Source organism: Streptomyces marianii (assembly GCF_005795905.1).
Taxonomy (GTDB): domain Bacteria; phylum Actinomycetota; class Actinomycetes; order Streptomycetales; family Streptomycetaceae; genus Streptomyces; species Streptomyces marianii.
Genome location: NZ_VAWE01000001.1, coordinates 6342758 through 6367399 on the forward strand (window position 1 = coordinate 6342758; position 24642 = coordinate 6367399).

At 73.9% G+C, this 24642-nt stretch carries 16 protein-coding genes and 1 pseudogene; 6 read left to right on the forward strand and 11 right to left on the reverse strand.

The annotated features are described in order from the left end of the window. Positions 1-30 precede the first annotated feature (30 nt). Entirely contained in the window at positions 31-549 is a 519-nt protein-coding gene (locus FEF34_RS28805) for a DUF4240 domain-containing protein (protein ID WP_138057783.1), read from the reverse strand. Positions 550-780: 231 nt separating this feature from the next. Here FEF34_RS28805 and FEF34_RS28810 point away from each other — a divergent pair, with 231 nt between their 5' ends. Beyond that, positions 781-1701 (forward strand): SDR family oxidoreductase, encoded by a 921-nt coding sequence (locus tag FEF34_RS28810; protein WP_138055757.1) that lies wholly within the window; start codon positions 781-783, stop codon positions 1699-1701. Here the strand turns inward: FEF34_RS28810 and FEF34_RS28815 are convergent. From FEF34_RS28815 to FEF34_RS28845, 6 genes are all read right to left on the reverse strand, one after another. Further along, the gene (locus tag FEF34_RS28815) at positions 1692-2678 is read right to left on the reverse strand and encodes a helix-turn-helix transcriptional regulator (RefSeq protein ID WP_171053132.1); all 987 of its coding nucleotides are present in this window, start codon (positions 2676-2678) and stop codon (positions 1692-1694) included. The two genes, FEF34_RS28810 and FEF34_RS28815, sit on opposite strands and share 10 nt — an antisense overlap. Before the next feature lie 288 nt (positions 2679-2966). Next, positions 2967-5651, reverse strand: coding sequence for a pyruvate dehydrogenase (acetyl-transferring), homodimeric type (gene aceE, locus FEF34_RS28825; protein ID WP_138055759.1), 2685 nt, complete (start codon positions 5649-5651; stop codon positions 2967-2969). A gap of 649 nt (positions 5652-6300) precedes the next feature. Continuing rightward, a complete protein-coding gene (locus FEF34_RS28830) occupies positions 6301-6924 on the reverse strand; it encodes a GntR family transcriptional regulator (protein ID WP_093660153.1) in 624 nt (207 codons plus the stop codon). A gap of 109 nt (positions 6925-7033) precedes the next feature. After that, complete coding sequence (gene sucB, locus FEF34_RS28835; RefSeq protein WP_138055760.1) at positions 7034-8812, reverse strand: 2-oxoglutarate dehydrogenase, E2 component, dihydrolipoamide succinyltransferase; 1779 nt, start codon at positions 8810-8812, stop codon at positions 7034-7036. A gap of 96 nt (positions 8813-8908) precedes the next feature. Beyond that, positions 8909-10297, reverse strand: a complete 1389-nt coding sequence (gene lpdA, locus FEF34_RS28840) for a dihydrolipoyl dehydrogenase (protein ID WP_138055761.1) — start codon at positions 10295-10297, stop codon at positions 8909-8911. A gap of 331 nt (positions 10298-10628) precedes the next feature. Continuing rightward, positions 10629-12137 carry a leucyl aminopeptidase gene (locus tag FEF34_RS28845; protein ID WP_138055762.1) on the reverse strand — a complete coding sequence of 503 codons (1509 nt, stop codon included), beginning with the start codon at positions 12135-12137 and terminating at the stop codon, positions 10629-10631. A 302-nt stretch (positions 12138-12439) separates the two neighbouring features. Between FEF34_RS28845 and FEF34_RS28850 the strand changes: the two genes are divergently transcribed. The 4 genes from FEF34_RS28850 to FEF34_RS28865 all read left to right on the forward strand — a co-directional run bounded on the left by FEF34_RS28850 (position 12440) and on the right by FEF34_RS28865 (position 18557). After that, positions 12440-14590, forward strand: a complete 2151-nt coding sequence (locus FEF34_RS28850; RefSeq protein ID WP_234042604.1) for a hypothetical protein — start codon at positions 12440-12442, stop codon at positions 14588-14590. A gap of 178 nt (positions 14591-14768) precedes the next feature. Next, positions 14769-16334 (forward strand): GT4 family glycosyltransferase PelF, encoded by a 1566-nt coding sequence (gene pelF / locus FEF34_RS28855; RefSeq protein WP_138055763.1) that lies wholly within the window; start codon positions 14769-14771, stop codon positions 16332-16334. Then, complete coding sequence (locus FEF34_RS28860) at positions 16331-17740, forward strand: hypothetical protein (protein WP_138055764.1); 1410 nt, start codon at positions 16331-16333, stop codon at positions 17738-17740. Before pelF ends, FEF34_RS28860 begins: the two co-directional genes overlap by 4 nt. A 13-nt stretch (positions 17741-17753) precedes the next feature. Beyond that, entirely contained in the window at positions 17754-18557 is an 804-nt protein-coding gene (locus FEF34_RS28865) for an endo alpha-1,4 polygalactosaminidase (protein WP_138055765.1), read from the forward strand. Positions 18558-18753: 196 nt separating this feature from the next. On the opposite strand, the gene FEF34_RS28870 is transcribed toward FEF34_RS28865, so the two are convergent. Next, positions 18754-19551, reverse strand: a complete 798-nt coding sequence (locus tag FEF34_RS28870; protein ID WP_138055766.1) for an adenosylcobinamide-GDP ribazoletransferase — start codon at positions 19549-19551, stop codon at positions 18754-18756. 68 nt (positions 19552-19619) lie between these two features. Between FEF34_RS28870 and FEF34_RS43990 the strand changes: the two genes are divergently transcribed. Continuing rightward, the gene (locus FEF34_RS43990) at positions 19620-20408 is read left to right on the forward strand and encodes a hypothetical protein (protein WP_138055767.1); all 789 of its coding nucleotides are present in this window, start codon (positions 19620-19622) and stop codon (positions 20406-20408) included. Here FEF34_RS43990 and FEF34_RS41540 read toward each other — a convergent pair. From FEF34_RS41540 to FEF34_RS28890, 3 genes and pseudogenes are all read right to left on the reverse strand, one after another. Then, positions 20330-21046, reverse strand: a pseudogene (locus FEF34_RS41540) (hypothetical protein); the annotation flags it as partial. The gene FEF34_RS43990 and the pseudogene FEF34_RS41540 overlap by 79 nt on opposite strands. An 852-nt stretch (positions 21047-21898) precedes the next feature. After that, positions 21899-23020 (reverse strand): nicotinate-nucleotide--dimethylbenzimidazole phosphoribosyltransferase, encoded by a 1122-nt coding sequence (cobT, locus tag FEF34_RS28885; RefSeq protein WP_407698361.1) that lies wholly within the window; start codon positions 23018-23020, stop codon positions 21899-21901. A 365-nt stretch (positions 23021-23385) separates the two neighbouring features. Further along, positions 23386-24585 carry a bifunctional adenosylcobinamide kinase/adenosylcobinamide-phosphate guanylyltransferase gene (locus tag FEF34_RS28890; RefSeq protein ID WP_171053133.1) on the reverse strand — a complete coding sequence of 400 codons (1200 nt, stop codon included), beginning with the start codon at positions 24583-24585 and terminating at the stop codon, positions 23386-23388. Positions 24586-24642: the final 57 nt, after the last annotated feature.

The window sequence follows — 24642 nt, forward strand, 5'->3', positions numbered from 1 at the left end:
CTGCTTCCGCGACGTCACAGGGAAATACACCTAGGACCCGAAGCGTTCCCACAGCGCCGGGAACCGCTCCGCGAGCACCCGGTCGTTCTCGAGGTCGAACGGGGTGCCCTCCGGTTCCGCGGACTGCGCGGGGATCCCCAGATCGGGTGCGGCCGTTCCGGTGAGCTGCTCGTAGGCCTCGTCGGCCGCGTACCCCAGCTCCTCACCGTCTCCGTCGATCTCCTCGTCGAAGTCGTCCAGAAGTTCGGCGAGGGAGTCCGGGTCGTGCACGGCGCCCTCGAAGACCTCCCGGCCCTGGCCGATCAGCCAGCAGCGGAAGTAGTCGAACGCGTCGTCGCTCGCCCCGTCCAGCAGCACGGTGGCCGCCCCCCACAGATCCCAGCGGTACGCACGGTTGTAGCGGGACTCGAAGTGCCGTGCGAAGTCCACGACGGAGTCGGGGTCGAGCTGCAGCAGCCGCTCGACGAGCAGGTCGGCGTGGTCCTCGGGGTCGCCCTCGGCGGCCTCGCGCGTGCTGTCGACGATCTCCCAGAACTCCGTCTCGTCCATCACGGGACAAGCATCGGGGCTCGCGGGGGGCCGCGCACGTGGAGCGGCCGAAATACAGCCCCTCGGAAATCGGCCGGGACATGCGGCCGGACCACGGCCCGGGAGGCGGCCGGGCCGCGTCCGTGACACGGACCGGAAGGCGGCCGGGAAACGCCGTCGGGAAACGCGGTCGGGAATCGCGGTCGGGAAATGCGGACGGAGGATGTCGGAATTCCGTGCGAGCGTCGCAGCATGACGACCGAAACAGCACTGCAGGGGAAGATCGTGCTCGTCGCGGGCGCGACACGGGGCGCGGGCCGGGCCATCGCCGTACAACTGGGCGCGGCGGGCGCCACCGTCTATGTCACCGGACGCACCACGAGGGAGCGCGTCAGCGAGGTCGGCCGGCCGACCGAGACCATCGAGGAGACGGCCGAACTGGTCACGGCGGCGGGCGGCCTGGGCGTCGCGGTCCCCACCGACCACCTCGACGCGGCCGCGGTCCGCGCGCTCGTCGCCCGCGTCGACGAGGAGCACGGCCGGCTGGACGTCCTCGTCAACGACGTCTGGGGCGGCGAACACCTCGTCGTCTGGGACACCAAGATGTGGGAGACCGACCTCGACCGCGGACTGCGCATGCTGGAACTGGGCGTCCGCAGCCACATCATCACCAGCAGCTGCGCCCTGCCCCTGCTCGCGCGCAGGCCCGGCGGGCTCGTCGTCGAGGTCACCGACGGCACGGCGGAGACCAACCGCCGCTTCCGTGAGAACTTCTACTACGACCTCGCCAAGAACGCCCCGATCCGTATGGCGTTCACCCTCGGCGAGGATCTGAAGGACACCGGCTGCACCGCGGTGTGCGTGACGCCGGGCTATCTGCGCTCCGAGCAGATGCTGGAGGCCTTCGGGGTCCGTGAGGACAACTGGCGGGACGCGGTCGCCCACCAGCCCCACTTCGCCGTCGCCGAGTCGCCGGTGTACGTCGGCCGCGCCGTCGCCGCCCTCGCCGCCGACCCGGACCGGGCCCGCTGGAACGGCCGGTCGCTCTCCAGCGGACAGCTGGCCCGGGAGTACGGCTTCACGGACACCGACGGGAGCCGGCCGGACGCCTGGGCGTACTTCGAGGACGTCGTGTACGGGGGCAAGGAGGGGACGGCGGAGGACTACCGCTGAGCCGCGGTCCCGGCGGGCGGGCCCCCGTAGAGGGCGTGCATGCCGGCCGCGGCCTCCGCGAACCTCTCGCGGAGGCCTTCCGGGCCCAGTACCTCCGACTCCGGTCCGAGCGACAGGAGCTGGGCGAACGCCACCACCTCGGACTCCACCGGCAGCGTGATCGTGCGCCACCCCCGGTCGTCCGCCGGGCCCGCCGCCGCCAGCGCCTCCTCGGCGGCGGCCCGGTCCGTGACGTGGGGCAGCCGGCGGGCCGCCTCCGGGGACAGCCGCAGCACCACCTCGGCCCGCAGGATCGACCGGGCGAACTGCGCGGCGCGCTCCTCCCAGAAAGCGGGCAGATCGAAGGACGCGTCCCGCTCGAAGCGCTCGGCGGTCAGGGAGACGGCCGTGAACCGGTCGATGCGGTAGACGCGGAACGACGTGCCGTCGGCGAGGGCGCACAGGTACCAGACCCCGGCCTTCAGCACGAGGCCGTACGGCTCCAGCCGGCGCTCGGCGTCCCGGTAGCGGGCCGTCACCACCAGGTCGTCCCACACGGCCTCGGCGACCACCGGCAGCAGGTCCGGGGTCTGCGGCTCCTGGTACCAGCCGGGCGCGTCCAGATGGAACCGCTGCGCCGCGGAGCGTGAGGCGTCCCGCAGCGCCGGGATCAGCGCGGCGGAGACCTTGAGTCGCGCGGCGGAGGCCGCGTCCTCCAGTCCCATCTCGCGCAGCGCCCCGGGCACCCCGGACAGGAACAGCGCCTCGGCCTCGCTCCTGGCCAGCCCGGTCAGCCGGGTCCGGTACCCGCCGACGAGCCGGTACCCCCCTGCCCTCCCGCGGTCCGCGTACACCGGGACCCCCGCCTCCGACAGTGCGAGCGCGTCCCGGGTGACGGTCCGCTCGGAGACCTCCAGCTCCCGGGCGAGCTCGGCGGCGGTCATGGAGGGGCGGGACTGGAGCAGCAGGACCATCTTGATGAGCCGGGCAGCGCGCATGGTGGCCATTGTCGCGTCCCGTACGGACGGGGACCGTCGTCCGGGCCGCCGGAGCGGAACGCGGACGCCCCCGCGGCCCGAGGGGGCTGCGGGGGCTGCGGGGGCGTCCGGGAGGGCCGGTGCCGCGTCAGGCAAGGTTCACCCCGTCGCGACGCCCGGCACGGCGACTCGCGGCGTTGCCGAATCAACCGAGTAGGCCCACCACGAGGTCGATCCGGCGCCTTGCGACGTACCGCACCGGCCGCCGCTCCTTGACGGGCAAACCTTGCCCGCCCCGGCACCGGGGGCTCAGAAGCCGTAGCGCTCGCGGGCGTCCTTGACCGCGGACGCGGGGACCTCCCCGCGCCGCGCGAGCTGCGCCAGCGCGGCGACCACGATCGACTGCGCGTCCACACCGAAGTGGCGGCGCGCCGCCTCACGGGTGTCCGACAGACCGAAGCCGTCCGCTCCCAGCGACGACCAGTCCTGCTCCACCCACTGGGCGATCTGGTCCGGCACCTGCCGCATGTAGTCGCTCACCGCGAGCACCGGACCCTCGGCGCCCTCCAGAGCCTGGCGCACGTACGGGATCCGGGACTCGCCGCGCAGCAGCGCCTCGTCCGCCTCCAGGGCGTCGCGCCGCAGCTCGGTCCAGGACGTCGCCGACCACACGTCCGCCGTGACGCCCCACTCGGCGGCCAGCAGACGCTGCGCCTCCAGCGCCCAGTGGATCGCCGTGCCCGACGCGAGCAGCTGGATGCGCGGGTCGTCCGCCGCGCCCTCGCCCTCCCTGAAGCGGTACAGGCCGCGGACGATGCCCTCGTCGACGCCCTCCGGCTTCGCGGGCTGCGGCATCGGCTCGTTGTAGACCGTCAGGTAGTAGAAGACGTCCGGGTCCTCGTCCGGGCGGGCCTCGCCGAACATCCGGCGCAGACCGTCCTTGACGATGGCCGCGACCTCGTAGGCGAACGCCGGGTCGTACGTGAGCGCCGCCGGGTTCGTCGCCGCGATCACCGGCGAGTGGCCGTCCGCGTGCTGCAGGCCCTCGCCCGTCAGGGTCGTACGGCCTGCCGTGGCGCCGACGAGGAAGCCCTTGCCGAGCTGGTCGGCGAGCTGCCACATCTGGTCGGCGGTCCGCTGCCAGCCGAACATCGAGTAGAAGATGTAGAAGGGGATCATCGTCTCGCCGTGCGTCGCGTACGACGACGCGGCGGCGATGAAGTCCGCCATCGAACCGGCCTCGGTGATGCCCTCGTTGAGGATCTGGCCGTTCTTCGCCTCGCGGTAGTACATGAGCTGGTCGCGGTCGACCGGCTCGTACGTCTGGCCCTTCGGCGAGTAGATGCCGAGTGACGGGAACAGCGACTCCATACCGAAGGTACGGGCCTCGTCCGGGACGATCGGGACCCAGCGCCTGCCGGTCTCCTTGTCGCGGATCAGGTCCTTGACCAGGCGGACGAACGCCATGGTCGTCGCCACCGACTGGTTGCCGGAGCCCTTGTCGAAGGCGGCGAAGGCCTTCTCGGCGGGCGCGGGCAGCGGGGCGACCGGGTGGACGCGGCGGGCCGGGGCCGGTCCGCCGAGGGCCGCGCGGCGCTCCTGGAGGTAGCGGACCTCGGGGGAGTCCGCACCGGGGTGGCCGTAGGGCACCTGTCCGTCGGTGAAGTCGCCGTCCCTGATCGGCAGGTCGAGCAGGTCCCGCATGGCCTTGAACTCGTCCGCCGTCAGCTTCTTCATCTGGTGGTTGGCGTTCTTGGACGCGAAGCCCTCGCCGAGCGTGTAGCCCTTGACCGTCTGGGCCAGGATCACCGTCGGGGCGCCCTTGAACTCCAGCGCGGCCTTGTACGCGGCGTACACCTTGCGCGGCTCGTGTCCACCGCGCGAGAGGTGGAAGCACTCCAGGATCCTGTCGTCCGAGAGCAGCTTCGCCATCTCGACGAGCGCGGGGTCCTTGCCGAAGAAGTCCTCGCGGATGTAGGCGGCGTCGCGCGTCTGGTACGTCTGGACCTGTGCGTCCGGGACCTCGCGCAGCCGGCGGACCAGGGCGCCCGTGGTGTCGAGCTGGAACAGCTCGTCCCAGGCGTTGCCCCAGAGCGTCTTCACGACGTTCCAGCCGGCACCGCGGAACTGGGCCTCCAGCTCCTGCACGATCTTGAAGTTGGCGCGGACCGGCCCGTCGAGGCGCTGGAGATTGCAGTTGATCACGAAGGTCAGGTTGTCCAGACCCTCACGGCTGGCCAGGGCGAGCGCCGCGGTCGACTCGGGCTCGTCCATCTCGCCGTCGCCGAGGAACGCCCAGACGTGCGAAGCGGAGACGTCCTTGATGCCGCGGTTGGTCAGATAGCGGTTGAAGCGCGCCTGGTAGATCGCCGACAACGGGCCGAGGCCCATGGAGACCGTCGGAAACTCCCACAGCCAGGGCAGTCGGCGCGGGTGCGGGTAGGACGGCAGGCCGCTGCCGCCCGCCTCCTGGCGGAAGTTGTCGAGGTGCGCCTCGGTGAGACGCCCGTCGAGGAAGGCGCGGGCGTAGATGCCGGGGGAGGCGTGGCCCTGGATGTAGAGCTGGTCGCCGGAGCCGTCCTGCTCCTTGCCGCGGAAGAAGTGGTTGAAGCCGGTCTCGTAGAGCCAGGCTGCGGAGGCGAAGGTGGCGATGTGGCCGCCGACGCCGTGCTTGGCGCCGCGGGTCACCATCGCGGCGGCGTTCCACCGGTTCCAGGCGGTGATCCGGCGCTCCATCTCCTCGTCACCGGCCGGGACGGGCTCGGCGGCGGTGGGGATGGTGTTGACGTGGTCCGTCTCCAGAAGCTTGGGCAGGTCGAGCCCCTCGACGCCCTCGGCGTGCTGGAGGGTGCGGCGCATCAGGTACGCGGCGCGATGGGGGCCGGCGGCCTTGGTGACGGCGTCCAGGGAGGCCGCCCATTCGGCGGTCTCCTCGGTGTCACGGTCCGGGAGCTGGTCGAGCTCGCTCGGAAGCATGGCTACGGGGTCGGTCATGACACCGCCTTCCGGAGAGGAGGGGGAGGTGGAGATGGGGCCTGTCTGGCAGGACGGGGCCGGGCGGACTGGTGAGTCCGTGGTGAACTGTAAGCCGACGATCGATGATCGATCAAAGCGTTGAGCGAAAAACCTCTCCGGACCGAGAAAGTCGGCACAGGGTGCCGCGAAACGGGGCACGCGGTGCCGGTGCGCCGCGCCCCTGTACGGCAGGTTTCCGCCAGGTCCTCCACGTCGCGCCCCCTGCGGACACGCGGGTGCCGGGCGTGGACGCGGCTGCGGGCTTCTGCGACGCCCGGCGGTGCGGGCCCGCCGGGCGCCCGAGGGCGGCGTGCCCACGCCCGCAGCGCCGCGGCGCGGACGGTTGCGGCGCGGACGGCTCCGTGCGGGAGAGGGCTCACCGCGGGCGCGGCTCCCGGCGCGGTGCCATGTGCGGGTTCGGCGCTCCGCGCGGGGCGGGCGCTACGCGCGGACGGTGCGCTCCCGACCGCGGTGCGGGGCCTTCGTCGACCGGGCGCGCACCGGATGGGCGGTACATCCCGGAGCGGTGTCGCACCCGTGTGTCACGCCTCGCACGGGCGACACGGGGCGGCCTCCACGGCGGGCGAAGCACTCCGCCCGGACACGCGGCGCCCGCCCGGACACAGCGCTATGCGCGGGGGGCGCAGCCCAGGACGTGGGCCTTCACGAGGGCGCCGATCTGCGGATCACGCCGGCGGAACGCCTCCACCAGCTCCTCGTGCTCCTCCGCGTACGACTTCTGCTTCGTCCCCAGCCACCGGATGGACAGCGCGGTGAAGACCTCGATCCCCAGACCCTCCCAGGTGTGCAGCAGCACCCCGTTGCCCGCCGCCTTCACCAGCTCCCGGTGGAACGCCACCGTGTGCCGCACCTGCGCCGTCCCGTCCGCGGCACGGTCCGCCTCGTACAGCGCCGCGACGTGCGGCTCCAGTGCCGAGCAGTCGGCGGCCAGCCGCTCCGCGGCCAGCTCGGCGGCGATCTGCTCCAGGCCGGCCCGGACCGGGTAGCTCTCCTCGAGGTCCGCTGCGGTGAGGTTGCGCACCCGGACGCCCTTGTTGGGGGCGGACTCGATCAGCCGCAGGGACTCCAGCTCCCGCAGGGCCTCCCGTACGGGCGTCTGGCTCACGGCCAGTTCCGTGGCGATACGGCGCTCGACGATCCGCTCGCCCGGCTTCCAGCGGCCGCTGACGATGCCCTCCACGATGTGCTCGCGGATCTGATCGCGCAGCGAGTGGACGACGGGCATGGTCATGAACCGCTCCTTCAAGAAGAGAAGACTCCTAGACAATACGGCGGCGGCCCCGCCCGGAAGTACTCCCGGGCGGGGCCGCCGCTGGTGAGGCTGGTTACAGCCGAGGCGCTCAGAGGCCGAGCTCGACCTCGAACTCACCGGCCTCGAGGATCGCCTTGACCGTGGTCAGGTAGCGGGCGGCGTCGGCGCCGTCCACCAGACGGTGGTCGTAGGAGAGCGTCAGGTACGTCATGTCGCGGACGCCGATGACGGTGCCCTCGGGCGTCTCGATGACGGCCGGACGCTTCACCGTGGCGCCGATGCCCAGGATCGCGACCTGGTTCGGCGGCACGATGATCGTGTCGAACAGCGCACCGCGCGAACCGGTGTTGCTGATCGTGAAGGTCGCACCGGCCAGCTCGTCCGGCGTGATCTTGTTGCCGCGGACCTTGCCCGCCAGGTCGGCGGTGGCCTTGGCGATACCGGCCAGGTTGAGGTCGCCCGCACCCTTGATGACCGGGGTCATCAGGCCCTTCTCGGAGTCCACGGCGATGCCGATGTTCTCCGAGTCGAAGTAGGTGATGGTGCCCTCGTCCTCGTTGATCCGGGCGTTGACGACCGGGTGGGCCTTCAGCGCCTGGGCCGCGGCCTTGACGAAGAACGGCATCGGGGAGAGCTTGACGCCCTCCCGCGCCGCGAACCCGTCCTTGGCCTGGGTGCGCAGCTTCATCAGCCGCGTGACGTCGACCTCGACGACCGACGACAGCTGGGCCTGGCCGTGGAGCGCCTTCATCATGTTGTCGCCGATGACCTTGCGCATACGGGTCATCTTGACGGTCTGGCCGCGCAGCGGGGACGGCTCGGTCGAGACACCGGCCGGGGCCTTCCCGGCGGCCGGAGCGGCGGCGGCCGGAGCCGGCGCGGCGGCCTTCGCGGCCTCGGCGGCGGCGACCACGTCCTGCTTGCGGATACGGCCGCCGACACCGGTGCCCTTGACCGAGGACAGGTCCACACCGCTCTCGGCCGCCAGCTTGCGGACCAGCGGGGTGACGTAGGCACCCTCGTCCACGGCCGTCGCGGCGGGAGCCGGGGCCGGGGCGGCGGCAGCGGCGGGGGCGGGCTGCGCCGGGGCCGCGGGAGCCGGAGCGGCCGGCTGGGCCGGGGCGGCGGCGGGCGCGGGCTGCGCGGGGGCCGGAGCGGCCGGCTGGGCCGGGGCCGCGGGAGCCGGGGCCGCGGCGGGCTGCGCCGGAGCCGGGGCGGCGGCCGCGGGGGCGGCCGGTGCGGCACCCGGGGCGCCGATGACGGCGAGCTTCGCTCCGACCTCGGCGGTCTCGTCCTCGCCGACCACGATCTCCAGCAGCACGCCGGAGGTCGGTGCGGGGATCTCGGTGTCGACCTTGTCGGTGGAGACCTCGAGCAGGGGCTCGTCCTCCGTGACCTCCTCGCCGACCTCCTTCAGCCAGCGGGTCACGGTGCCCTCGGTGACCGACTCGCCCAGTGCGGGCAGGACGACGTCGGTGCCCTCGGCGCCGCCGCCACCGGCGGCGGCCTCGGCGGTCGGGGCCGGAGCGGGCGCGGCCTGCTCCGCGGCCGGGGCGGCCTGTTCCGGCTCGGGGGCGGGGGCCTGGGCCTGCTCGGCGGCGGGCTGCGGGGCGGCGGCCGCCGCACCCGAGCCGTCGTCGATGACGGCCAGCTCGGCGCCGACCTCGACGGTCTCGTCCTCGGCGACCTTGATGGACGACAGGACGCCGGAGGCCGGTGCGGGGATCTCGGTGTCGACCTTGTCGGTCGACACCTCGAGCAGCGGCTCGTCGGCCTCGACGCGCTCGCCCTCGGCCTTCAGCCAGCGGGTGACGGTGCCCTCGGTGACGCTCTCGCCGAGCGCCGGGAGGGTTACGGAAACCGGCATGGTTTCGGTTGCTCCTTACGGTGTGGTCTCCCCGGCCCGCGCGAAGCGCGGGGCCGGGGGAAGTGCGGTAGTGGTCGTCGCGCCCGTGGACTCGGCTCAGTCGTGGGAGTGGAGGGGCTTGCCGGCCAGGGCCAGGTGGGCCTCGCCGAGCGCCTCGCTCTGCGTCGGGTGCGCGTGGACGAGCTGCGCGACCTCGGCCGGCAGAGCCTCCCAGTTGTAGATCAGCTGGGCCTCGCCGACCTGCTCGCCCATACGGTCACCGACCATGTGGACGCCGACCACGGCACCGTCCTTGACCTGGACGAGCTTGACCTCGCCGGCGGTCTTCAGGATCTTGCTCTTGCCGTTGCCCGCCAGGTTGTACTTCAGAGCGACGACCTTGTCCGCGCCGTACACCTCCTTGGCCTTGGCCTCGGACAGGCCCACGGAGGCGACCTCGGGGTGGCAGTACGTCACCTTCGGCACGCCGTCGTAGTCGATCGGGACGGTCTTCAGACCGGCCAGGCGCTCCGCCACCAGGATGCCCTCGGCGAACCCGACGTGCGCGAGCTGGAGGGTCGGGACGAGGTCGCCGACGGCCGAGATGGTGGGCACGTTCGTGCGCATGTACTCGTCGACCAGGACGTAGCCGCGGTCCATCGCGACGCCCTGCTCCTCGTAGCCCAGGCCCTGGGAGACCGGGCCGCGGCCGACGGCGACCAGCAGCACCTCGGCCTCGAAGGTCTTGCCGTCGGCGAGGGTGACCCGCACGCCGTCCTCGGTGTACTCGGCCTTCTCGAAGAAGGTGCCGAGGTTGAACTTGATGCCGCGCTTGCGGAAGGCCCGCTCGAGGAGCTTCGAGCTGTTCTCGTCCTCGACCGGGACGAGGTGCTTCAGGGCCTCGATGATCGTGATGTCGGTGCCGAAGGACTTCCAGGCCGAGGCGAACTCGACACCGATGACGCCGCCGCCCAGGACGATCGCGGACTTCGGCACGCGGTCCAGGACCAGCGCGTGGTCGGAGGAGATGATCCGGTTGCCGTCGATGGTCAGGCCGGGCAGCGACTTCGGCACCGAACCGGTGGCGAGGAGGACGTGGCGCCCCTCGACCCTGCGGCCGTTGACGTCGACGGACGTCGGGGAGGACAGCCGGCCCTCGCCCTCGATGTACGTGACCTTGCGGGAGGCGACCAGACCCTGCAGGCCCTTGTACAGCCCGGAGATCACCTCGTCCTTGTACTTGTGCACGGCCGGGACGTCGATGCCCTCGAAAGTGGCCTTGACGCCGAACTGCTCGCTCTCGCGGGCCTGGTCGGCGATCTCGCCGGCGTGCAGCAGGGCCTTGGTGGGAATGCATCCGCGGTGCAGGCAGGTGCCGCCGACCTTGTCCTTCTCGATCAGGGCGACGTCCAGGCCCAGCTGAGCTCCGCGCAGGGCCGCGGCGTAACCACCGCTGCCACCGCCGAGGATCACTAGGTCGAAAACGGTGCTGGCGTCGTTCGCCACGTCACGTCCTCCATGCATGTGCGCCGGGCGCCGGTGTCTCCCAGGGCGGGGGACTACCGGGCGGCGGCTGGTGTTCGGCCGCTTGTCTTCGGCCCTGTGGTGGGGGCCCTGTCCTGCCGAGAACCCATCTTCGCACTTGTCGACGGAAGGCGGGACGCGGGGCCGGGATACGGGACGGCGGTTCGGCCGTCCCCGGCGGTTACCTGTACGTACGAACCTACGGATCTCGTCGAGGGCGAACGGAAGGCCGGCGCCCGATATTCCTGCGGACCCGGGGCGCCGGCCTGGGGCGGCGGGTTCCGGGCGTCCCCCGGAACCCGCCGCGCGGGCGTCAGCCCAGGTCGCCGTGGGCCGTGCGCTCGGCCAGCCTGACCAGGGTGCGGACCGCGGAGCCGGTGCCGCCCTTGGGGGTGTAGCCGAACGGCGCGCCCTCGTGGAAGGCCGGGCCCGCGATGTCCAGGTGGGCCCAGGTGATGCCCTCGCCGACGAACTCCTTCAGGAACAGTCCCGCGACCAGGCCACCGCCCATCCGCTCGCCCATGTTCGCGATGTCGGCGGTCGGGGAGTCCATGCCCTTGCGCAGGTCCGCGGGGAGCGGCATCGGCCAGGAGTCCTCGCCGGCCTCCTCCGCGATCTCGTGGACCGAGGTGCGGAACGCCTCGTCGTTGGACATGATCCCGAAGCGCCGGTGGCCCAGCGCCAGGACCATCGCGCCGGTCAGCGTCGCCACGTCCACGATCGCGTCCGGGTTCTCCTCCGAGGCCTTGGTGATCGCGTCGGCCAGCACCAGACGGCCCTCCGCGTCGGTGTTGAGCACCTCGACCGTCTTGCCGCTGTACATGCGCAGGACGTCGCCGGGCCGGGTGGCGTTGCCCGACGGCATGTTCTCGGCCAGCGCCAGCCAGCCGGTGAGGTTCACGCGCAGCCCGAGCCGGGCCACCGCGACGACGGCGGCGAACACGGCGGCGGCGCCGCTCATGTCGCACTTCATCGTCTCGTTGTGGCCGGCCGGCTTCAGCGAGATGCCGCCGGAGTCGTAGGTGATGCCCTTGCCGACGAGCGCGAGGGACTTCTCCGCGTCCGGGTGCGTGTACGCCAGCTTCACCAGGCGCGGGCCGTGGGCCGCGCCCTGGCCGACGCCGAGGATGCCGCCGAAGCCCCCCTTGACGAGCGCCTTCTCGTCCCAGACCTGCACCTTGAGGCCGTGCTCCTTGCCGGCGGCGGTGGCGACGGCGGCGAACGACTCGGGGTAGAGGTCGTTCGGCGGTGTGTTGATCAGGTCGCGGGCGCGGTTCATCTCGCCGGCCACGGCGACGGCACGCTCCGCGGCGGCCTTGAAGGCCTTGTCGCGCGGCTTGGTGCCCAGCAGCGCCACCTCGGCCAGCGGCTTCTTGGCGTTCTTCTCGTCCTGGTAGGCGGTGAAGGCGTACGCGCCCAGCAGGGCGCCCTCCGCGATCGCCTGGGCGTCCTCGGCGGCCTCGACCGGCAGCGCGAACGCGGCCTTCTTCGAGCCGGCCAGCGCGCGGGCGGCGGAACCGGCGGCGCGGCGCAGCGACTCGGCCGGATACGCGTCGTCCTTCTCCGGCGCGGCGCCGAGCCCGACCGCGATCACGACCGGGGCCTTCAGGCCCGACGGCGCGGGCAGCTTGGTCACCTCGCCCTCGGTACCGGAGGCGCCGAGGGTCTCGAGGACGGTGGCGAGCTTCCCGTCGAACGCCGCGTCCACGGCCTCGGCGCCGGCTGCGACGACCGGGCCCTTGGTGCCCTTGGCGACGCCGACGACGACCGCGTCGGCGCGCAGCGTCGCAGCGCCGGCTGTGCTGAGAGTGAGAGCAGTCACGGTGGTGAAATCTCGCTTCCGTTGAGTTTCCTGGGCCGAAGTGGTGGGTCGGCCGCCCGGCGCATCGTAAGTCGGGCGGGCCGGAGCGCCGCCACGAGCCTACGCGCGCCCGCGATGTTCGCTCGTGCCGACGGGGATTCACCCATCCGTGGTGTCTCCGCAGAGTTGCCCACCCGACCGGCGAGTCCTGCGCCACACTCGGGCCGAATGCGCAAGGGAGCAAGTGGCTGCTTTGCATGATTTCCACATGTCCTCCCCGGTGTCTTCGCAGGGGAGGATCAACAAGGGGTGGGGGAAACACCATGGCACCCGTATTCGCCACGGGGTTCGGCACGCGTGCACTGACGAGCGGATCCGGCCGGGCATCCGCGCCGGGCGCGCTTCACGGGGGAACGGCCGGGCGGGGGCCCGGCCGAGGGGGCAGGCTCGGCGCGGCGGCGGTCGCGCTCACCACGTCGGCGCTGTTCGCGGCGGCACTGCCCGCGTCCCCGGCGGCGGCCGCCGAGCCGGTGCCGAGGGTCGACCTGAAGGTCCTCGTCGTCGACGACGGAGGCTCGGCGGTCGCCGCCGTCACCTCCGAGCTGCGCAGCACCGGCGTCCCGTACAGCGTGCTCGACCTCGGGGACCCGGGCCGTCCGAAGATCGACGCGGAGTTCCTGAGCGACACCGTGAGCGGCCGGCCGCGTGCCAAGTACCAGGGAGTGGTGCTGCCGAACGAGGCCCCGTTCGGGTCGGACTCCGCCGGGACCGCCGAGCAGGCCGCGCTCGTCGCGTACGAGAAGCGGTTCGGCGTCCGCCAGGTCGACGCCTACACCTGGGCCCACCCGGGAGTGGGGCTCGACTACACCAGCGAGGGCGGCTGGTCCGGCACGCTCGACGGCACGGCGGCCGCGGTGACCGCGGCGGGCCGGTCCGGTCCGTTCGGGTACCTCGACGGCGCCCTGGCCTTCGAGGACAACGCGCCGGGGATCAGCGAGAGCTACGGCTACCTGGCCCGCCCGCGCGAGGGATTCACCAGCTTCGTGGACGCCCCGGTGCCGGGCGGCGAGGGCCGCGCCAGCCTCCTCGGGGAGTACGCCCACGACGGGCGCAGCGAGCTCGTCGTCACCTTCGCGTACAACCAGCACCAGCGGCAGTTCCGGCTGCTGGCGCGCGGCATCGTCGAATGGCTCACCCAGGGCGTCCACCTCGGTCAGAGCCGCAACTACTTCTCGGTCCACATCGACGACGTCTTCGCGCCCGACGCCCGCTGGGACACCGAGCGCAACTGCACGCCCGGAGACATCGACTGCGCAGGCGGAGCGGGCGAGCAGACCCCGGACATCAGGATGACCGCCGCCGACGCGCAGTACGCCGCCCAGTGGCAGCAGACCAGCGGCTTCACCCTCGACATGGTCTACAACGCGGGCGCCGGCGAGGAGTGGAAGGCCGAGAACGGCGGTGCGGACGCGCTCACCGCGCAGCTGCTCGCCGACCGGGCCCAGTACCGCTGGGTCAACCACACCTACACCCACCCGTTCCTCGGCTGTGTCCAGGACGTCTCCGTCGTCCCCTGGCAGTGCTCGAAGGACTCGGCGGGCAACATCCGCTGGATGAGCCGCGCCGAGATCTCCGCGCAGATCCGCGACAACCTCGACTGGGCGGTGAGCAAGGGCGTCTCCGTCGACCGCACGGAGCTCGTCACCGGAGAGCACTCGGGGCTGAAGACGCTTCCGCAGCAGCCCGTGGACAACCCCAACCTGGCGCCCGCGCTCGCCGACAACGGCGTCAGGTGGATCGCGAGCGACAACTCCCGCGAGCCGCAGCAGCGCCCCGTCGGCAGCGCCGTCACCGTGCCCCGCCACCCGATGAACGTGTACTACAACGTGGGCACGGCGGCCGAGATGGCCGACGAGTACAACTGGATCTACACCTCCCGGGCCGACGGCGGAAGCGGTATCTGCGAGACCAACCCGGCCTCCACCTGCCTGGACGAACCGCTCGACGTGGCCACCGGCTACGGCACGTACATCGTCCCGCAGGAGGCCAGGATCGCCCTCGGCCACATCGTGGCCAACGACCCTCGTCCGCACTACGTCCACCAGTCCAACCTGGCCGAGGGCCGGATCCTCTACCCCGTCCTCGACCGGATCCTGGACGACTACCGGGCGCTGTTCGCCGACAACACACCCCTCGTCAACCCGCGCCACCGCGACGCCGGCACGGAACTGGGCCGCCGCGCCGCCTGGCAGTCGGCCCTCGACGCCGGCCGGGTCACCGCGTACCGGATCGGCACCACCGTCACCGTCCAGGCCCCCACCGGCGTGGTCGTCCCGGTCACCGCACCCGAGGGCACCCGCAAGCAACTCCTGCTCGGCACGAGCGTCTTCGGCACCGCCTACGCCGGTCAGCGCTCGGCCTGGACCCAGCCGGAGCTGCTGCAGTCCGCCGTCACCCTGCGGCTGCCCTCCTGACCGGGCCGGCCCGGTAGTTCCGCGCGCACCCCGGCCCGCACGGCCGGGGTGCGTCGCCCCGCGCTTCCGCGCGCCCCGCTCGTGCCGGGGGCACCTCACGGGCCCCGGCCCTTCGAGGCCTCAGCACCCTCAGACCCTCAGTACGTCAACACCGTCATGTCCAGGGGGACACAGCACGATGAGCCAGGGACGCCGTGTCACCATGCTCACCGAAGGCACCTATCCACACGTCCACGGCGGTGTCAGCACCTGGTGCGACCAACTGGTCCGGGGCATGCCCGAGGTCGACTTCACCGTCATCTCCCTCACCGGCAGCGGCCGTGAGCCCGTCACCTGGGAGCTGCCACCCAACGTCCGCGCCCACACCGTCGTTCCGCTGTGGGGGCCGCGGCCCGGCCGCGGCCGCTCCCCGCGCCGCGGCGCCGACCGCAGCCGCTTCCTCGACACCCTCGAGCGCTTCCTGCTGTCCCTGCTCGCCCCCGAGGCACACGCCGACTTCGGCCCCGCGCTCGACGAGCTGGCCGACGAGGCGCGCGGGGGCCGGCTCTCCGCCGCACTCCGCACCGAGGCCGCCGTCCGCACCCTGATGCGCCTGTGGACCCGGCAATCCCTGCCCACCGCCGCCGCCGGACCCACCGTCCACGACGCCCTCACCGCGGTCGACCTGCTCGAACACGCTCTGCGCCCGCTGGCGGTGCGCATCCCGGGGGGCAGCGTCGCCCACGCCGTCAGCAGCGGCCTCGCCACCCTGCCCGCACTCGCCGCACAGCGCCTGGACGGGGTGCCGTTCCTCCTCACCGAGCACGGCGTCTATCTGCGCGAGCGCTACCTCGGATACCGCACCGAGGCACCGCGCTGGCCGGTCAAGGCGCTGATGCTCGGCTTCTACCGCGAGCTCAACACACTCGGCTACGAGCGCGCCGATCTGATCACCCCGTGCAACCACTACAACCGGCGCTGGGAGGAGCGCGGCGGCGCGCTCCCCGGAAAGATCCGCACGGTCTACAACGGCGTCGACCCGCGCGCCTTCCCGCACGCCGGGGCCGAACCGTCCGTGCCCACCCTCAGCTGGGCCGGCCGGATCGACCCCGTCAAGGACCTCGAGACGCTGGTCCGTGCCTTCGCCCTGGCCCGGGCGGAGGTCCCGGACCTGCGGCTGCGGCTGTTCGGCGCGGCGCCGGCCGGGTGCGAGTGGTACGCCACCGGGCTGGAGAAGCTGGCCGCCGAACTGGGCGTCGCCGACGGGGTGTTCTGGGAGGGCCGGATCGACGACGTGGCGCGCGCGTACGCCGCGGGGCACGTCGTGATGCTCTCCAGCATCAGCGAGGGCTTCCCGTTCTCGATCATCGAGGCGATGTCCTGCGGGCGCACGACGGTGTCCACCGACGTGGGCGGGGTGCGCGAGGCCGTCGGCGACACCGGCCTGGTGGTCCCGCCGCGCGAGCCCGAGGCGCTGGCCGCCGCCGCCCTGGAACTGCTCCGGGACGACGCGCGCCGCGCCGAACTGGGCCGCCGTGCCCGGCAGCGGGTCGTGGACCTCTTCACCCTGAGGCGTTCGGTGGACGCCTTCCGGCAGATCTACCGGGAGCTCGCCGGTACGCCGGGGGCGGTGTACGAGCCGCCGGCCGCCGAGACGGTCGCCGACTGGACCCTGGAGCTGAGGGACCCCTGGTACCAGGAGCACACGGCCTGGGGGCACCACTGGTCCGAACCCTCCGCGTCCGCCGGAGGGGGCACCCGGTGAGCGGCACGCCGCGGCCGAAGGGCCCGGGGACGGCCGTGCGGGACGCCCTGCCGCCGACACCGGACAAGCGGGGCCCCGCCCGGGCCGGGAGCGACCCGGTCGACGAACTGGCCGGGCGGCTGGCCGGTTTCGTGGCGACCGCGGTCCATCCCGACGAGGTGGCGGCGCTGCTGGAGTCCGACGGGCTGACGGACGAGCAGATACGCCGGCGGTACGGACACGACGACTCCTTCGCCCTCGCGGAGGACCTGTACGCGCGCGTCGAGCGGCGCTTCCCGCGGTCCGAGGAACCGCCGCCGGGCCCCGGTAGCCCGGCGCTCCTCGTGTGTCTGCTGCGGGGCCTGCTGTTCACCCTCCCGGGGCTCGGCCACGTCCTGGCCGCTCCGGTCCTCGGGGCCGGTCGCCCCGCCCACGTCCCGCTGCTGGCGGCGGCGCTGGCCGGCTGGGCCTGGAACCAGGCCCTCGCCCACCGCGCTTACACCTGGCTGGGACTGGGCGAACGCCCGGCGGCGGCCCGGGCGCTGCTGCGGGGCGCGCCCGTGGGGGTGCTGCTCGGCGCTGCCGCCGCCGCGGCCGCCGCACCCGTTCATGTTCCGGCGCTCCTGTTCGCCGCGGGACAGTCGCTCTATCTCGCCGCGGCGACGGTGCTGCTGGTCCTCGGCCGGGAGCGTGTCCTGCTGCCGGCCCTGCTGCCGCTGGTGGGCGGGGTGCTGCTCGCGGCGGTGCACCCGGTGCCCGCCTGGGCGCACCTCGTGCTCCCCCTGGCGTCGGTCACCGCGGCCGTGGGCCTCGCGGCGGGCGCGGTCACGGGCGTGCTGCGGTCGGCGGGCTCAGCCGGCCGTGGCCGGAACGGATGCCGGCGCACGGGGCCGGGAGGGCTGGGCGGTTCGGTGCCGTACGGCCTCTTCGGGCTCGGCTCCGGGGTGCTGGTGCTCCATGTCGCCCTGGAGTCACCGCCGTTCGCGGTGGCCCTCACTCTCGGCATGGGCCCCGCGGAGTGGCTGCTGTACCGGTTCCGCGCCGACAGCCTCGCCGGACTGCGGGCCTGCACCTCCCCGCGCGCCTTCCGGATGTCGGTCGCGGCGGCGCTGGTGCGTGCCCTCGCCGGGTACGCGGGCGCCCTGCTGACGCTCATGGCCGCCGCGCTGCTGCTGTGGCCAGGCGGGGGAGCCGGCCCGGACCCGGCCACCGCGGCCGGTGTGCTGCTGCTCGGGGCGGTGCTGTGGAACGGGCTGCTGCTCCAGGCGTTCGGGGCCGTGCTGAGTCCCGCACTGGTGTGCTGTGCGGCCGCGCTCCTCCCGCCGCTCCTGCCCGGTTCGGAGCTGCTTCTCGTCCCGGCCGCCGCGTCGGCGGTGCTCGTCCTGCTGGTCTGTGCTCAGCTGGGCCGGATCACCGCACATCGCTGAGGGAGCCCCGGACATGAGCCTTCCCGCCCGGACGAGAGGCCTGCTGCTGCCGCTCATGGCCCTGCTGCTGCTCGCCGGCTGCACCTCCGTCCCGGACGACCCCGCGCCGCCGCGCACCACCCGCTGGCTGCCGGGGCCCGGCACGCCGTGGCAGTGGCAGCTCAGCGGCCGGCTGGACCGGGACGTGGACGTCCCGGTGTACGACATCGACGGCTTCGAGCACCCGAGGTCCACGGTCGCCGACCTCCAGCGGCGCGGCCGGAAGGTGATCTGCTACCTGTCCACCGGCGCCTGGGAGGAGTTCCGCCCCGATGCCGCGCGGTTCCCCCGGGAACTGCTCGGCAAGGGGAACGGCTGGCCGGGGGAGCGCTGGCTCGACATCCGCCGCACGGACGTGCTGGAGCCGCTGATGGCCGAGCGCTTCGACATGTGCCGGGACAAGGGCTTCGACGCGGTCGAGCCCGACAACATGGACGGCTACGCCAACGACACCGGCTTCCCCCTCACCGCCGGCGACCAGCTCCGCTACAACCGGCTGATCGCCCGGATGGCCCATGAGCGGGGGATGTCGGTCGGGCTGAAGAACGACCTGGACCAGATCCCCGAGCTCGTCGGCGACTTCGACTTCGCCGTCAACGAACAGTGTGCGCAGTACGCGGAGTGTGCGGCGCTGACGCCGTTCGTCGAGGCGGGCAAGGCCGTCTTCCATGTCGAGTACGAGGTGCCGGCCGGCCGCTTCTGCCCCCAGGCGCGGCGGCTCGGACTGAGTTCGATGCTGAAGCGCTACGAACTGGACGCCTGGCGCCGGCCCTGCTGACCCGGCTCCACCGGGGACCTGCCGCCCGTGCGGGTGGGCAGGCAGCGGGACCGGGCGGCCTCCGGGGTCCGGTGCGGGCTCCCGCCGCTCGCCCGTGCCCGCCGCTCGCCGGTGCCCGCCGCTCGCCGGTGCCCGCCGCTCGCCGGTGCCCGCCGCTCGCCGGTGCCCGCCGCTCGCCGGTGCCCGGCGCGGCCGGCTACCAGGGCGACCCGACGACGAGCGCGAGCAGCACCGCGGTGGCCGCCGTCTCCGCGATCCCCCCGAACACGTCGCCCGTGACCCCGCCGAAGCGCCGGACGCAGTGCCGCAGCAGCAGTTCGGCGGCGGCGGTCCCGGCGAGTACGGTCAGCGCGAGCCGCAGCGGCCCGTACCCGCCCGGCAGCGTTCCCCAGGCGGCGCAGACGGCGGCGACCACGAGGGTGACCGCCAGCGCCTGCCGCACCGGGACGGTGGCGGCGACCATCGCGCCCAGCCCCTCCGGGCGGGCTGCGGGGACGCCGGTGCGGGAAGCGAGCGTCAGCGCCAGTCGGGCCACGACTCCGGCGGTGGCCGCCGCCGTCGCCCCGTACGCCCAGCCGCGCCCGTAGAGTTCGTACAGCGCCGAGACCTGGGCCAGCAGCACGAACAGCAGGGTGATCACCCCGAACGGGCCGATGTCCGACCGCTTCATGATCCTCAGCGCGTCCTCGGCGGGCTTGCCGCTGCCCAGGCCGTCGGCGGTGTCGGCGAGTCCGTCCAGATGCAGACCGCGGGTGAGCACGGCGGGCACGGCGGCGGAGGCGACCGCGGCGAGCAGCGGGCCCGCGCCGAGCAGCAGGAGCATCCCGCCGGCGGCCGCCGCACAGAGGCCGACGGCGAGCCCGGCGAGCGGGGCCCAGCGCATTCCGGAACGTGCCGCGTCGCGGTCCCAGCGGGTCACGCGCACCGGCAGCACCGTGAGGGTGCCGAAGGCGAACCGCAGGCCCACGGGTCCGTCTGTGTTGAGGGAGCTCACCGCGCGCAGGGTAGCCGGTGCGCCACGACGGTAAATTGCGCATGACGGACAAAACGGGAGCGGGTGGCATGGGTCACTGGTTTTACCGCAACATCGTGGAGCCCGGGAAGCTCCCGCTGCTCCTCGCGCTGGCCTCGTTCGTCCTGACCTTCCTGGTCACCCGGACCGTCACCCGGATGATCCGGGCGGGCAAGGGGCCCTTCGGGAACGTCAAGGCGGGCGGACTCCACATCCACCACGTGGTGCCGGGCGTCGTGCTCACCGTGGTCGGCGGCTTCGGCTCGGTCGCCAGCAGCCAGCACACCGGCGCCGGGACCGTGGTGTTCGCCCTGGTCTTCGGCGTGGGCGCCGGGCTCGTCCTGGACGAGTTCGCGCTGATCCTCCACCTGGACGACGTCTACTGGACCGAGGACGGCCGCAAGAGCGTCGAAGTCGTCGTCCTCACCGCGTCCGTGCTGCTGCTCACCCTCGGCGGCTTCGCGCCGCTCGGCGTCAACGACCTCACCGCGGACGAACGCGACGACCGGCGGGCCTTCCTGCTGACCCTCGCCGTCAACTTCATGTTCGTCCTGATCACACTCTTCAAGGGCAAGCTGCGCATGGCGGTCATCGGCACCCTGGTGCCGTTCGTCGCGATCATCGGGGCGCTGCGGCTGGCCAGACCCACCTCGCTCTGGGCCAGGCGCTTCTACCGGCACCGCCCGCGCTCCCGGGCCAGGTCGATGCTGCGCGCCTTCCGCCACGACCGGCGCTGGAGCGGGCCGCGCCGGAAGTTCCAGGATCTGATCGGCGGCGCCCCGGACCGGCTGCCGATGACCGGCGCACCGGGATCCGGCCGGGACCGCGAACCGCGCTGAATGCACGCCGTCACGGCCAGTGCCACGAACACCCCGGCGATCGCCGCCAGGTGCTCCTTGCCGGCCAGATTGGGCTTCACCACCACTTCCACCACCATGGCGACGACCACCAGACCCATCGTCAGCCGTGCGGCGTAGCGGGCGCACACGTACACGGCGAGGCCGACCACCGCGGCCGACGGCCCGGTGTCCACGACGTGGGCGTCCGAGGCGGGCAGCCCGAGCGGATGGTCCGGCCCGAGCGCGACCCCGGCCCGGGCGTACAAGGTCCCGGCGAGCGTCGCCGCGTACGCGACCGCCAGTGTGCGCGGCCGGCCCAGGCAGATCTCGGCGATGCCGAACACCAGGAGGATCTGCGCCAGCGCGCCCCACACCGGAAGGTCGAGCGCCGGGACGAACAGGGAGAGCGGAGTGCGCAGCAGAGCGAGCCAGAGCGGGTCGTCGGCGCGCACCGAGCCGATGCTCTGCACCGGCCCGTATCCCCAGGGCCGGTTCTGTACGAGCTGACAGAGGGCGGTGAGGCAGACCGCGGTGAGTGTGAGGGGGATCGCGCGCCACGACCTCGTCGTGAGGGCCGTGCGCACGGTCCGGTACAGCGGCCCCCACTCACGGCGCGCGAACGCGCGCGCCCGGTTCACCGGCCGTCCGCCGAGGGCGCGCGGCGGGCCGGCCCGGGCGGGCGGCGGACGGTGCCGGTCCGCAGGGGATCGGCGGCCTCGTGGGCGAGCATGGAACGCGGCTCCCGGACGGGTCGGTACTCGGCATGGGCGCGGTACGACGACTCGTTCCACCACCGGCGGGGCGGTTCCCGGGGCCGGATGGCGAGCACCCCCCGGCGCCGTTCCGCCCGAGCGTCGCGCCGTGTTCCAAGACCCGGCGGAACACCCGGAAGTTGACTCGGGCCGGAGTGATCCCGATCTCTCGCCGGCGGCCGGCGAACGGGTCCGTCGGCGGGCGCGCCGGCGGCGCGTGGTGGGTGCGTCGGCGGGTGTGCCGGCGGCGCGTGGTGGGTGCGTCGGCGGGTGTGCCGGCGGCGCGTGGTGGGTGCGTCGGCGGCGGGCGCCCGGTGACTGGCGGGTGCGCCGGTGGCGCGTGGCGGGTGGTGGGTGCCCGGCGCCTCGTCGGGTGGCGGGTGCGCCGGTGGCCAGCGGCAGGTGCGCCCTGCGACTGACCGGGTGGGCTCGGTCGGCGGTTCGTCGTCCCCGCTCGTGTCGGTGGGCCTCGCCGTGGCCTGCGGGCGGGCGGGCCGTGTCGGTGCCTCCGTGAGCGGGCGGCCGGGCCCGGGTGGTGCTCCGTGAGCGGGCGGGTGGGCGCGGCCGGCTGCTCGCCGCACCCGCTCGTGTCGGTGGGCCTTGCCGTGGCCTGCGGGCGGGCGGGCCGTGTCGGTGCCTCCGTGAGCGGGCGGCCGGGCCCGGGTGGTGCTCCGTGAGCGGGCGGGTGGGCGCGGCTGGCTGCTCGCCGCACCCGCTCGTGTCGGTGGGCGTCGCCGTTCAGCGGGCCTCGCCGTCGCCGGCGGCCACGCTTCCGCTCCCCGCCTCGGCCGGGGTGGCCTCCCCGGCGTCGCTCCCGCTGCCGGCCGGGCGCTCGGGCAGCTCCGCGGCGAGCGCGGCGGCCGCCTGGACGAGGGGGAGGGCGAGCAGGGCGCCGGTGCCCTCCCCGACCGTGACCCCGTGCTCCAGGAGCGGCTCCAGAGCCATCCGGTCGAGCGCCTTCGCCTGGGCCGGCTCCCCGCTGACCTGCCCCGCGAGCCACCAGTCCGGCGCCCGGAACGCCGCCCGCTGGGCGACGAGGGCGCACGCGGCCGACACGACCCCGTCCAGGATCACCGGCATCCGGCGGACCGCCGCCTGCAGCAGGAAGCCGGTCGTCGCGGCCAGATCCGCGCCGCCCACGGCCGTCAGCAGGGCCAACTGGTCGCCCAGCACGGGCCGGGCCCGGCGCAGTGAGTCGCGGATCGCCGCACACTTGCGCATCCACGCCAGGTCGTCGATGCCTGCGCCGCCGCGGCCGGTGACGACGGAAGCGTCCGTACCGCACAGCGCGGCCACCAGAGCGGAGGCGGGCGTCGTACCGCCGACGCTGAGGTCGCCGAGCACGACCAGGTCGGTGCCGGCGTCGGCCTCCTCGTCGGCGATCGCCACGCCGAGACGTACGGCCCGCTCGGCCTCCTCGGGGGTGAGTGCGTCCTCGACGTCGATCCGGCCGCTTCCGCGCCGCACCCGGTGCCGGACGACGTCCTCCGGAAGCAGGTCGGGGTCGCAGTCCAGACCGGCGTCCACGACCCGCACCGGCACGCCCATCCGCCGGGCCAGCACCGCGACCGGGCTCGCACCGTCCAGCACGGACCGCACGAGTTCGTGCGCCGAGCCCGCCGCACGGCCGGACACACCCAGTTCCGCCACCCCGTGGTCTCCGGCGAACAGCACCACCCGGGGCCGCTCGACGGCCCGAACCGGTACGGCACCCTGCGCCGCCGACAGCCACTCACCCAGTTCGTCCAGCCGCCCCAGGGCACCCGGCGGTACGGCCAGCCGCTCCCGGCGTTCCTCGGCATCGCGCCGCACACCGCTGTCCGGGCGCTCGATCAGATCGGAGAAGTCGTCGAGATTCAGCGAGCTCATTCGCCGAACAGTACCGGCCCGCGCCCGGTGTCCCGCCGCCGGGCCGCGTCGGGATTCCGGCGGCGGGAGCAGCACCACGGCCCTGCTCCCGCGCCCGCGGTCCGGGGGCCGGGAGGGTCGGCTGCGCCGGTCGCGCGCGGTTCACCGGTGGTGCGGCCCGGCCCGCGGGGCGTCTCCGGGCGGGGAACGTTCGGGAGGCGCTGTACCGGCCTCGTCCCGCGCCCCGGCGACGGGGCGGGCCGGCTCGTGCGGGGCCGCCACGGGACCTCCCCGGGCCCGGAGTCCGTCGCCGGGCCCGGAACCGGCGTCGGCGGGCCGGGGCGGTGCCGCGCTGGGGCCGTCGCCCCCGCCCGGGGTCACCGGAGCGGCAGCGCCTGCCCCGCCACCACCAGCAGCACGTGCTCGCACTCGGAGGCGAACGCGGCGTTCAGACGGCCCAGTTCGTCCCGGAAGCGGCGGCCCGAGGAGGTCGCGGGGACGACGCCCGAACCGACCTCGTTGGTGACGGCGACGACCGTGCGGCGCGTGGCGCGCAGAGCCTCGACGAGCGCGGTCGTGCGATGGCGCAGGGCCGCACGGCCGACCGCCTCCCAGCGCTCGTCGTCCCAGGCGCCCACCTGGTCCATCGCGTCCGTCAGCCACAGCGCCAGGCAGTCGATGAGCAGCGGAGGGCCGTTCTCGGCCAGCAGCGGGACGAGGTCGCAGGTCTCCACGGTCCGCCAACTCCCCGGCCGGCGTTCGCGGTGGGCCGCGACCCGCTCCGCCCACTCCGTGTCGCTGCCGCGCGTCCCGCCCGTCGCCACGTACACCACGTCGGGGAAGGACTCCAGCCGCCGCTCCGCCTCCAGCGACTTCCCGGACCGCGCCCCACCGGTGACGAGGGTCCGCCGGGGCACGTCCGGCACGTCCTGGTACTCGCCCACGTACAGCGTCGTCCCGTCCGGTGCGGTACGGGCGCCCGCCGCCGCCAGCCGCCGGTCGAGTTCGGGGCCGGGCGGGACGTCGTGGTCGATGTGGACGGCGACGATGTCGGTCGCCGGCCCGACCGCACCCCGCGCCCGCAGCTTCGCCAGTCCGTCCGGCCGCCCCAGCACATCGGCGACGACCATGTCGTACGGGAGGGGATCGCCGTCCGTGGCACCGGCCGGTGCCCCGCCGGGCGGCAGGTACAGCAGCCGCTCCCCGTCGGGCGAGGTGACCTCGTAGCCCGTGCCCGGAGAGTCCAGCGCCACCGCCCGCACCCGGTGCCCGCTGATCAGCGTCAGTTCCTGGCCGTCCGGCACCCGCCCCGCCGACGGCAGCCCCGCGGGCAGTTCCACGGCGGGCCCGCTGTGCGGGTGCGACAGGAGCACCTGGCGTACGCCCACGAGCGAATGGCCCGCGCGAGCCGCCGCCAGCGCGGCACCGGGCGTCAGGTCGAGCAGCAGTGCGCTGTCCACGAGCAGGGCCGTCGCGGCGCGCGCCCGGTCGCCGCGGGCGGCGGCGCAGACGGCACAGGTGCAGTCGGGGCGGGGGAGTCCGGTGGGGGCTCCGGTGCCGAGCAGAGTCAGTTCCACGGTCACGATCTTCCCGCGTCCCCGCGGCGGGTGCGCGCCCGGCTACGCTGCGGGCAG